This is a genomic window from Streptomyces sp. CC53, assembly GCF_001865245.1.
GTDB lineage: Bacteria > Actinomycetota > Actinomycetes > Streptomycetales > Streptomycetaceae > Streptomyces.
On the sequence record NZ_MKXB01000063.1, the window covers coordinates 1 to 10,414 of the forward strand.

Sequence of the window (10,414 nt, forward strand, 5' to 3'; positions counted from 1 at the left end):
GCGGGAACGCGGCGCCGACGGGCGGCAGCTCCTCGTCCCCGGGGATCTCGCGCTTCTCCCTGATCAAGTTGGTGGTGCCGTCGGGCCGCACCCGGTACACCGTCATCGTCATCACGAGCCACTCCCCGTCGGTATCAGTCAGTGGTGGGTCTGACACAGACGGTAAGAGCGACTCGTGAGGGCAGAGGGTAGGAATCCGTACCCCTGACATGAGGCGGCGTCAGGCCGCGAGCATGCCCACCTTCACGGCCAGATCCGACGCGCGGCGGCGTCGAGCAGCGACCCGGGACTCCACCTCCTCCAGGATGATGCGCCGCGCGTAGCCGTTGTAGCGGATGGTCTCCGGTGCCGCTTCGTGCGCCCGGGCAAGCGTCGCGATCGCCACGTCCGGTTGCCCGTCCAGCTGGTAACCGCGGGCCTCCTCGATCCGGTGCCGTGCCCGCCGAGGGCGGGACGGGATCGTCGCGGCCTCCGCCCGCGCCGCCTGCCGCACGGACTCCGGGCCCGCGTGCAGCTCGACCGCCACGGTCACCGCGTGGGCGCCCATGACGGCCTGGGAGAACGACGTGACCGGGTGGAAGTAGTCGCCCGGGAGCCTCTCGGCCATCTCCCGCGCGGTGTCCCAGTACCGCCACGCGGTGCCCGACTCGCCCCTCCGCGCCGCGGTGTACCCCGCCTCGAACCGGAGGGCCCCCGCGATGGCGAGCACGTCGTCCGTGGCGTCGGGCAGCAGCGGCTCCAGGTACGCAAGGGTCTCCCGGTTCACGGCGTCGGCGGCGTCGAGGTGGCTGGACCCGGCGTCCCGGTGCGCCTGCGTCATCAGCCACGCGGCCACGCCGATCGTGTGGGGGTCCTCGGACTGCTGCGCGGCGACCATGCTGCGCTCGGCCACCCTCCACAGGAGGCTGCTGTCGGGTTGGTACGCCACGAAGAACTGGCTGAGGCTGTACACCTCTGCGAGGACGGCCTGCGCCTCCCGCCAGCCCGCGGGCTGCTCGGCCTGCCGCACGGCGAGCTGTGCGTCGCGGATCAGGTCCGGCAGGAGCGTGCCGATCGCCTCTCGGTGGTGCGCTGCGGAGTGCCGGGCCGCCCACGCGCGGGACAGCCGGGCGCGCAGGTGCCCGATCGGCGGGGCCTGGCGCGTCGTCGTCAGCGGGTACGCGTCGACGGCCGCGCGCACGGCGGCCAGCCGGGGGTGGCCGGGGCCGATGAACAGGTCGACGTGCATGTCGGGGCGGCCCGTCAGGTCGGCGAGGTCGCGCACGCGCAGGGCCTCCGCGACGAGGAGGACGGTGTCGACGCCGGGGGCGTGGATCTGGCCCTTCTCGACTTTCTTCACCCACTCGGGTGAGCGGCCGAGCAGGCCGGCGAGCACGACCCTGCTCATGCCGCGGCGTTCGCGGAGGATCTGCATCCGCTGCCCGAACGTCATCGGGTCGGCGTACGGGTCCGTGGCCCCATCAGACATGGCCTTGCCCTTCTCTGCGCGGCTCGTCACCCACAGGGTATGAGGCAAGGCCGCATCGCTGTAGTGCTCTTGGGCGTGACGGACGACCGCTCGCGCGCCTGCTGGTGACGTACCGGGCCGGCCGGTTCGGGAGCCGCCGACGGGTGCACAGCATCCGGGACGCACGGGGGAGGAGGAGCCGTCCGGAAGGAGGGAGCGCCGCCGCTTGCAAGAGCAGGGGAGTGGGTCCGGGTGCCGCTGCTCGCGGCCGTGGCAGGCCGGGGCGGTGAGGCGGCGGCGCGGCGGGACCGGATGCGGTGGACGCGCGGCAGCCACGGCCGGGGGACGGCGCCACCGGTCCGGCACGCGGCCGCGGAGCCGTGGCGTCGGTGGTGAGGGCGCGCCCCACGCACAGCAGAGCGCGGAGTCCGGACCGTAAACGGACTCCGCGCTCTGGCTCGGTGCGGGAGGGAAGGTCTCCGCGGGAGCGGGGGAAGTGGAAACCGTCCGGCGGTGCGAGGCTGGCGCGACAGGACGTTCGCGCCGCCGGACGGGGTCATGGGGGAGGTGGGTGGGTGCGGGACCGCGGCGGTGAACGCGGGGTTCCGGTGCCCTCCTTCGGGTCTGGAGGGCTTCCGGTGCCCCTTCACCACCGCACTGGCGCGTACACCGCCGCGGTTCCCGGCTGTCCGTACCCGTGGCCACCCCTCATCCGGGCCACGGGACGGTCCGCGTACGGCGACTGACCTCCCGTCAACCACCGTACGCAGCCTGATCGGAGGCTCAGTCCTCGCGCAGGGCGCGGACCGCCTCCTCCACGCGCTTGCCGTACTCGGGGTCGGCGGCGTGGAAGTGGGCGAGGTTCTTCTCGATGACGTCCTCGCGGGACACCTGTGCCAGGCTTCCCGCGAGGTTGGCCACCAGGCGGCTGCGCTCCTCCGCCGACATCAGCCGGTACAGCTCGCCGGCCTGGAAGAAGTCGTCGTCCTTGACGTGCTCCGGGGTGGCGTGGGTGCCGGTGTGGCCGGAGACGGCGAGGGCGGCGGACAGGGCGTGGTCCGTCTGGGACGGGCCGGCGTACGAGTTCGGTTCGTAGTTCTTGTCGTGGCGGGAGCCGTTGCGGGTGGCCATGAAGCCGTCGCGGCCGTAGTTGTCCGCCGTGGTCGCCTTCGGGGCGTTCACCGGCAGCTGGGTGTGGTTCACGCCCAGGCGGTAGCGGTGGGCGTCGGCGTAGGCGAACAGGCGGCCCTGGAGCATCTTGTCCGGCGACGGGCCGATGCCCGGCACGAAGTTGTTCGGGGAGAACGCGGCCTGCTCGACCTCCGCGAACACGTTGTCCGGGTTGCGGTCGAGGACCAGCCGGCCGACCCGCTGCAGCGGGTAGTCCGCGTGCGGCCACACCTTGGTCAGATCGAACGGGTTGAAGCGGTAGTCCGCCGCCTCGGCCGCCGGCATGATCTGCACGTACAGCGTCCACGACGGGTTCACGCCCCGCTCGATGGCCTGGAGCAGGTCCGTCTGGTGCGAGTTGGCGTCCGTGCCGACGACCTCGGCTGCCTGCTCGGAGGACAGGGAGCGGACGCCCTGGTTCGTCTTGAAGTGGTACTTGACGAAGAAGCCCTCGCCGTCGGCGTTCGTCCAGAGGTAGGTGTGGGACCCGTAGCCGTTCATGTGGCGGTACGAGGCGGGGATGCCGCGGTCGCCGAACAGCCAGGTGATCTGGTGCGTGGCCTCCGGGGCGTGCGCCCAGAAGTCCCAGACGTTGTCCGGCTCCTGCTTGCCCGTGAAGGGGTCGCGCTTCTGGGAGTGGATGAAGTCGGGGAACTTCAGCGGGTCCTTGATGAAGAACACCGGGGTGTTGTTGCCGACGAGGTCGTAGTTGCCCTCCTCGGTGTAGAACTTCACCGCGAAGCCGCGCGGGTCGCGGACCGCGTCCGCGCCGCCGAGGGAGTCCGCGACGGTGGAGAAGCGCAGGAACAGTTCGGTGCGCTTGCCGACCGCGGAGAGGAACGCCGCCTTCGTGTACGCGGTGACGTCGTCCGTCACCTCGAAGTAGCCGTAGGCGCCGGAGCCGCGGGCGTGGACGACGCGCTCGGGGATGCGCTCCCGGTTGAATCGGGCCAGCTTCTCGATCAGGTGCTGGTCCTGGATGAGGAGGGGGCCACCGACACCGGCGGTGGCGGAGTTCTGGTTGTCGGCGACCGGTGCGCCTGACTCGGTCGTAAGCACGCGCTTCGACATCGTGACCTGGTGACCTTCCGTACGGGAGCTGCTGGCGGTGCTGGGAGCGTAAGGACGCCCCGAAGGCGACGTCAACAGTTTGTTGAAATTGGAGGTGGGGATTCCGGACGGCGCCGGCGCCTGGGCGCGACAGGACAGGTGTCAGCGCCGACGCCGCCGGAAACCCGGCCCGAGCCGGATCCGCGTCAGGTACGCGAGCCGGGTCGGGAGCAGAGGGGGCCGGTGTCCGGCCCCTTGGGGCCGCGGGGGCCCGGGTGTCAGACCTGGGCGCCGGAGAGGCGCTCGACGGCCCGCAGCAGGGCGGAGTGGTCCAGGTCGCCGTCGCCCTGGGCGCGCAGGGAGGCGACCAGCTGGGCGACCACGGCGCCGACCGGCAGGGCCGCGCCCACGTTGCGGGCGGCGTCGGTGACGATGCCCATGTCCTTGTGGTGCAGGTCGATGCGGAAGCCCGGCGCGAAGTCGCGGGCCAGGAAGTTGTCCTTCTTGCGGGTCAGCACCGTGGAGCCGGCCAGGCCGCCGTTGAGGACGTCCAGGGCGGCCTTCAGGTCCACGCCGGACTTCTCCAGGAAGACCACGGCTTCGGCGCAGGCCTGGATGTTGACCGCCACGATCAGCTGGTTGGCGGCCTTCACCGTCTGGCCGGAGCCGTGCGGGCCGCACAGCACGATGGTCTTGCCGAGCACCTCGAAGATCGGCTTCGCCTCGTCGAAGTCGGCCTGCCCGCCGCCGACCATGATGGACAGCACGGCCTCGACGGCGCCGGCCTCGCCGCCGGACACGGGGGCGTCCAGTACGCGGACGCCCTTGTCGGCGGCGGCCTTGGCCAGGTCCACCGAGGTCTGCGGGGTGATCGACGACATGTCGATGAGCAGGGCGCCCCGCCGGACGTTCTCCAGGATGCCGTCGGGGCCGTACGCGATGGCCTCGACCTGCGGGGACGCGGGCACCATCGTGATGACCACGTCGGCGTCGCGGACCGCCTCGGCGATCGAGGCGGCGGCGGTGCCGCCGGCCTTGGCGAGCCGGTCCAGCTTGTCCTGCTCCAGCGTGTAACCGGTCACCGCGTAGCCGGCCTTGAGCAGGTTCTCGGACATGGGGGAGCCCATGATGCCGAGACCGATCCAGGCGACCTTGGGCAGGGGGGTCGTGCTCATGAGGGTTACCTCTTTCGAAAAGCTCGCGGGGTGAGTCAGTGGGCGGCGCGCAGCTCGCGCGGCAGCCAGTCGAAGCTCTCGGCGCTCGGGCGGTCGCCGGCCTTGTACTCCAGGCCGGTCCAGCCGTCGTAGCCGCGCTCGCGCAGCCGCAGCAGCAGGGCCGAGAGGTCGAGGTCGCCGGTGCCCGGCGCGCCGCGGCCCGGGTTGTCGGCGATCTGGACGTGCCCCGTCTTCTCCGCGTACGTGTCGATCACGGCTTCCAGGTCCTCGCCGTTCATGGCCAGGTGGTAGAGGTCCAGCAGGAACCGGGCGTTGCCCAGGCCCGTGGCCTCGTTGACCCGGTCGACGACCCGCACCGCGGCCGGCGCGCTGACCAGCGGGTAGTGCGGCGACTCCGGCGCATTGAGGGCCTCCACCAGCAGGATCGCCCCGATCCGGTCGGCGGCGCGGGCCGCCAGGGCCAGGTTCTCCAGGGCGAGCGCGTCCTGCTCGGCCGGGTCGGCGCCGTCCACGCGGTTGCCGTACAGCGCGTTCAGCGCCTTGCAGCCGACCGAGGCGGCGAAGTCGGCCGCCACGTCGATGTTGGTGCGGAAGCGGTCCGACTCCTCACCGGGCACGGAGAGGGCGCCGCGGTCCGGTCCGGGCAGCCGGCCGGCGTAGAAGTTCAGCCCCACCAGCTGCGTACCGGCCTCGTCCAGCGCCTTCTTCAGCGCGTCGAGCTCGCTCCGGGCGGGCGTGGGCGTCTCGATCCAGGGCCACCACAGCTCCACCGCGGTGAAGCCCGCCGCCGCGGCGGCGGCGGGGCGCTCCAGCAGCGGCAGCTCGGTGAAGAGGATCGACAGGTTCACATCGAAGCGCTGGGCCTTGCCTGCGTCTTCCGAGAAGCGGGCCATGAGGGGCGGCGCTCCTTCCGTATTGCGGAAGTTGGTTTCTGCGTGATGGAAGAGTGCAAGTGAACCGGGGCCCTTGTCAAGGCCCACCCGAGGGGTGGACGGCCTCGCGCGCGGAGATACCGTGAGCGCATGGAGCGATTGAGGGTCGAATTCACGACAGAACCGTTCGACCTCGACGAGGCGCCGGCCCACGCCGTCGTGGCCCGCGAGGTCATCCAGGGCGCGGCGCTGGACGCTGTCGACGTCGGGCCGTTCGGCAACACCGCGGAAGGTGGTGCCGACGCGGTGCTCGCCGCCGTCGACACCCTGCTGCGGCGCGCCCTGGAGGCCGGGGCGACCCGGGTCTCGCTCCAGGTCAACGTGATCGAGGAGGCCCGCCCATGAGCGCCGCCGACGCCGTGTCCGCCGGCCACGTCTCCGCGGACCATCCGCTGGTCGCCGCGGTGAAGCCGCTCGTCGACGCCATGGGCGGACGGATGCTGCTGCCCGGGCAGGCCGGCCCCGACGACGTGGTGCTCGCATGGGAGGGCGAGGACGTCCTCGCCGTGCGGCTGCCGCAGCTCGCCGACTCCCTGGACCACATCCTCGCCGCCCTGGAGCGGCGCCACGGGATGCCGCTGTCGGAGCTGGACCGCAAGAGCAAGCAGGAGATCGTGCGGAGCCTGGAGGCCCGTGGCGCCTTCTCGGTGCGGCACGGAGTGGAGACCGTGGCCGGCGCCCTCGGCGTCAGCCGGTTCACCGTCTACAACTACCTGAACAGGGAGAACGCCGCGAAGGGCACGTAGGGGCTTCGAGGGAGCCTCCAGCGCGGTCGGCGAGACTGCTGCCGCGGGTGCCCGGCCGTCGTCCGGCCGGCGCCGGGCCGGGCGCCCGGGCGGCCCCGGGCCGGGTCACGGGTTGCCCGGAGCCGGGGCAGCGGATGGTCCAGGGCGGTCCGCCGGCCGGTGTCGGGACGGGTGTCCCGGCGGTGTCCGAGCGGCAACGTACGCGTCACACAGATTTTTCAACAAAGTGTTGACGTACTTCGCCGCAGGGCGTTAGCTATCCGCAGCCCGTCCGAAGCACAGCGAAAAACAGCCACGGAGGCTCCCGTGACTTCGAGTACCTCACCGGGCCTCGCCCGGTTCAACACCTCCGCGGACAGCGACGCGCTCGCCGCCCTGCACGAGGTGTGCGCCAGCTCGGCGTGGGGGAGCAAGCTGCTCGCCCAGCGCCCGTACGCCACCGCCGACGACCTCCTGCTCGCCGGCGACGCCGCCACGGCGGAGCTCACCGCCGAGGACCTCGCCGACGCGATGGCCGGGCACCCGCCGATCGGCCGCCCGAAGCCCGGGGACCCGACCTCGGCCCGCGAGCAGAGCGGGATGGCCGGCGCCTCCGAGGACCTCAAGGCGGAGATGCTCGAACTGAACCTGGCGTACCAGGAGCGGTTCGGCCACGTCTTCCTCATCTGCGCCACCGGCAGGACCGGCGAGCAGATGCGCGACGCCGCACGCGAGCGGATCGGCAACACGCCCGAGCAGGAGCGCGAGATCGTCCGCACCGAACTGGGCAGGATCAACCGCATCCGCCTGACCCGGCTCGTGGAGCGACTGGAGGAAGAACCCGCATGAGCACAGCACGCACCGCCTCGGTGTCCACGCACATCCTGGACACCAGCCGCGGCCGCCCCGCCGAGGGCGTCGCCGTCTCGCTCGCGGCCCGTGCCGGCCGCGACGCGCCGTGGGTGGCGCTCGGCGGCTCGGCGACCGACGCGGACGGGCGCTGCAAGGACCTCCCGGCCCCGCCGGAAGGCACGACCCACGTACGTCTCGACTTCGACACCGAGACGTACTTCGTCAAGAAGCAAGCCGAGGCACAGCAGGACGCCCCCGCGACACGGGACAGCGGCGTGTTCTTCCCCGAGGTGGCGATCACCCTCGCCGTCGTGGCGGGCGAGCACTACCACGTACCGCTGCTGCTCAACCCGTTCGGCTACTCCGTTTACCGAGGGAGCTAGCGAAGACCATGCCCACGATTCTCGGCCAGAACCAGTACGGCAAGTCTGAGAACCGCGTCGTGAAGATCACGCGGGACGGCGCCACCCACCACATCAAGGACCTCAACGTCTCCGTCGCCCTCTCCGGCGACATGGACGACGTCCACTACTCCGGCTCGAACGCCCACGTCCTGCCGACCGACACCACCAAGAACACGGTGTACGCGTTCGCCAAGGAGTACGGCATCGAGTCCGCCGAGCAGTTCGGCATCCACCTCGCCCGGCACTTCGTGACCAGTCAGGAGCCCATCCACCAGGCCCGCATCCGCATCGAGGAGTACGCCTGGGAGCGCATCGCCACGTCCGACGCCAACTCCAGGTTCATCGGCGCCGACGAAGTCAAGCACTCCTTCGTACGCAAGGGCCAGGAGACCCGCGTCACCGAGATCACCTACGACGGCGAGCAGTGGCAGGTCATATCCGGCCTCAAGGACCTCGTCGTCATGAACTCCACCAACTCGGAGTTCTGGGGCTACGTGAAGGACAAGTACACCACCCTCCAGGAGGCGTACGACCGGATCCTCGCCACCCAGGTCTCCGGCCGCTGGCGGTTCAACTGGACCGACGACGACCAGCGCATGCCCCACTGGGAGAAGTCCTACGAGCAGGTCAGGAAGCACATGCTCCAGGCCTTCGCCGAGACCTACTCCCTGTCGCTCCAGCAGACGCTCTACCAGATGGGCGCGCGGATCATCAACAACCGCTCGGAGATCGACGAGGTCCGCTTCTCCCTGCCGAACAAGCACCACTTCCTGGTCGACCTGGAGCCCTTCGGCCTCAAGAACGACAACGAGGTCTACTTCGCCGCCGACCGCCCCTACGGGCTCATCGAGGCGACGATCCTCCGGGACGGCGCCGAGGCGCACATCCCGGTGGACATGACCAACCTGTGACCGAGGTCCCCTGACCCGGTCGGCCGTCCGCGCCGCCTCGGCGGGTCGGGGCGGACGGCCGCACCGCCCCTTGACACCACCCACTCGGCACCCGCGGCCACCCGGCCGCGGCACTCAAACACCCCAGGGTCCTGCCGTGCCCTCACCTCCCCCGCCTCCCGGCCCAGCCGGGCGGGGGACCCCCGGTTCGACAAGAAGGACGCACCGCCATGGCACCTTCGGCAGCAGCCCAGCGCATCGTGATCGAGAACTGCGCGATCGCGACCGTCGACGCCCAGGACACCGAGTACGCCTCGGGCCACGTCGTCATCGCGGACAACAGGATCGAGTCGGTCGGCGCGGGCCGGGCCCCCGACGGCCTGCAGAACGTGGTCCGGCGCATCGACGCCTCAGGCCACCTCGCCACCCCGGGCCTGATCAACACGCACCACCACTTCTACCAGTGGATCACCCGCGGCCTCGCCACCGACCACAACCTCTTCAACTGGCTCGTCGCCCTCTACCCCACCTGGGCGCGGATCGACGAGGAGATGGTCCACGCGGCCGCCCAGGGCTCCCTCGCGATGATGGCCCGCGGCGGCGTGACCACCGCCATGGACCACCACTACGTCTTCCCGCAGGGCTCCGGCGACCTCTCCGGCGCCATCATCAGGGCCGCCCGCGACATGGGAGTCCGCTTCACCCTGGCCCGCGGCTCCATGGACCGCAGCGCCAAGGACGGCGGCCTGCCGCCGGACTTCGCCGTCGAGACCCTCGAAGGCGCCCTCGCCGCCACCGAGGAGACCGTCAGGAAGCACCACGACGCCTCCTTCGACGCGATGACCCAGGTGGCCGTCGCCCCCTGCTCCCCGTTCTCCGTCTCCACCGAACTCCTCCGGCAGGGCGCCGAACTCGCCCGCCGCCTCGGCGTGCGCATGCACACCCACGGCTCGGAGACCGTGGAGGAGGAGAAGTTCTGCCACGAGCTCTTCGGCATGGGCCCCACCGACTACTTCGAGTCCACCGGCTGGCTCGGCGAGGACGTGTGGATGGCGCACTGCGTCCACATGAACGACTCCGACATCGAGGCGTTCGCCCGTACCAGGACCGGTGTCGCCCACTGCCCGTCGTCCAACGCCCGCCTCGCCGCCGGCATCGCCCGCGTCCCCGACATGCTCGCCGCCGGCGTCCCCGTCGGCCTCGGCGTCGACGGCACCGCCTCCAACGAGTCCGGCGAACTCCACACCGAGCTGCGCAACGCCCTGCTCATCAACCGGCTCGGCGCCCACCGCGAGGCCGCCCTCAACGCCCGCCAGGCCCTGCGCCTCGGCACCTACGGCGGCGCCCAGGTGCTCGGCCGCGCCGACCACACCGGCTCCCTGGAGCCCGGAAAGCTCGCCGACCTCGTGCTGTGGAAGCTGGACACCCTCGCCCACGCCTCCATCGCCGACCCGGTCACCGCCCTCGTCTTCGGCGCGGCCGCCCCGGTCACCGCGTCGTTCGTCGACGGCCGCCAGATCGTCGAGGACGGCAGGCTGCTGACCGCCGACGAGGACGCCATCGCCCGCTCCACCCGCGACGAGGCGCAGCGCCTCGCCCGTATCGCCGCCCAGGGCTGAGCCCGGAAGCGATCCGCAGCAGACCAGCCGAGGGGGACGGCCCTCGGCCGGTCCGCCGCGGCCCCGGACAGGGACCGCGGCACGCCGGACCGGGGGGTGTCCGTACCGCGAGGTGCGGCCACCCCCCGGAACGGTAAGGGGCCCGTGCCC

The 10,414-nt window shown here is 71.6% G+C and carries 10 protein-coding genes; 6 read left to right on the forward strand and 4 right to left on the reverse strand.

The annotated features are described in order from the left end of the window. Positions 1 to 220: 220 nt before the first annotated feature. The 4 genes from BJP40_RS05595 to BJP40_RS05610 form a co-directional block, all read right to left on the reverse strand. On the reverse strand, positions 221 to 1,468 hold the full coding sequence (locus BJP40_RS05595; RefSeq protein WP_071279118.1) for a helix-turn-helix domain-containing protein: 1,248 nt from the start codon (positions 1,466 to 1,468) through the stop codon (positions 221 to 223). 762 nt (positions 1,469 to 2,230) lie between these two features. Beyond that, on the reverse strand, positions 2,231 to 3,688 hold the full coding sequence (locus tag BJP40_RS05600; RefSeq protein WP_071272713.1) for a catalase: 1,458 nt from the start codon (positions 3,686 to 3,688) through the stop codon (positions 2,231 to 2,233). 257 nt (positions 3,689 to 3,945) lie between these two features. Continuing rightward, a complete protein-coding gene (locus BJP40_RS05605) occupies positions 3,946 to 4,842 on the reverse strand; it encodes a 2-hydroxy-3-oxopropionate reductase (protein ID WP_071272711.1) in 897 nt (298 codons plus the stop codon). 35 nt (positions 4,843 to 4,877) lie between these two features. After that, a complete protein-coding gene (locus BJP40_RS05610) occupies positions 4,878 to 5,735 on the reverse strand; it encodes a TIM barrel protein (RefSeq protein ID WP_071279120.1) in 858 nt (285 codons plus the stop codon). Positions 5,736 to 5,864: 129 nt separating this feature from the next. Between BJP40_RS05610 and BJP40_RS05615 the strand changes: the two genes are divergently transcribed. The 6 genes from BJP40_RS05615 to BJP40_RS05640 all read left to right on the forward strand — a co-directional run bounded on the left by BJP40_RS05615 (position 5,865) and on the right by BJP40_RS05640 (position 10,264). Continuing rightward, positions 5,865 to 6,119, forward strand: coding sequence for a hypothetical protein (locus BJP40_RS05615; protein WP_071272707.1), 255 nt, complete (start codon positions 5,865 to 5,867; stop codon positions 6,117 to 6,119). Beyond that, a complete protein-coding gene (locus BJP40_RS05620) occupies positions 6,116 to 6,520 on the forward strand; it encodes a helix-turn-helix domain-containing protein (protein ID WP_071272705.1) in 405 nt (134 codons plus the stop codon). The genes BJP40_RS05615 and BJP40_RS05620 overlap by 4 nt, the downstream gene beginning before the upstream one ends. A gap of 306 nt (positions 6,521 to 6,826) precedes the next feature. Then, the gene (uraD, locus tag BJP40_RS05625) at positions 6,827 to 7,348 is read left to right on the forward strand and encodes a 2-oxo-4-hydroxy-4-carboxy-5-ureidoimidazoline decarboxylase (RefSeq protein WP_071272703.1); all 522 of its coding nucleotides are present in this window, start codon (positions 6,827 to 6,829) and stop codon (positions 7,346 to 7,348) included. After that, positions 7,345 to 7,734, forward strand: coding sequence for a hydroxyisourate hydrolase (gene uraH / locus BJP40_RS05630; protein ID WP_071272701.1), 390 nt, complete (start codon positions 7,345 to 7,347; stop codon positions 7,732 to 7,734). Before uraD ends, uraH begins: the two co-directional genes overlap by 4 nt. Before the next feature lie 8 nt (positions 7,735 to 7,742). Next, the gene (gene pucL, locus BJP40_RS05635) at positions 7,743 to 8,666 is read left to right on the forward strand and encodes a factor-independent urate hydroxylase (protein ID WP_071272699.1); all 924 of its coding nucleotides are present in this window, start codon (positions 7,743 to 7,745) and stop codon (positions 8,664 to 8,666) included. 209 nt (positions 8,667 to 8,875) lie between these two features. Beyond that, positions 8,876 to 10,264 (forward strand): 8-oxoguanine deaminase, encoded by a 1,389-nt coding sequence (locus tag BJP40_RS05640; RefSeq protein WP_071272697.1) that lies wholly within the window; start codon positions 8,876 to 8,878, stop codon positions 10,262 to 10,264. Positions 10,265 to 10,414: the final 150 nt, after the last annotated feature.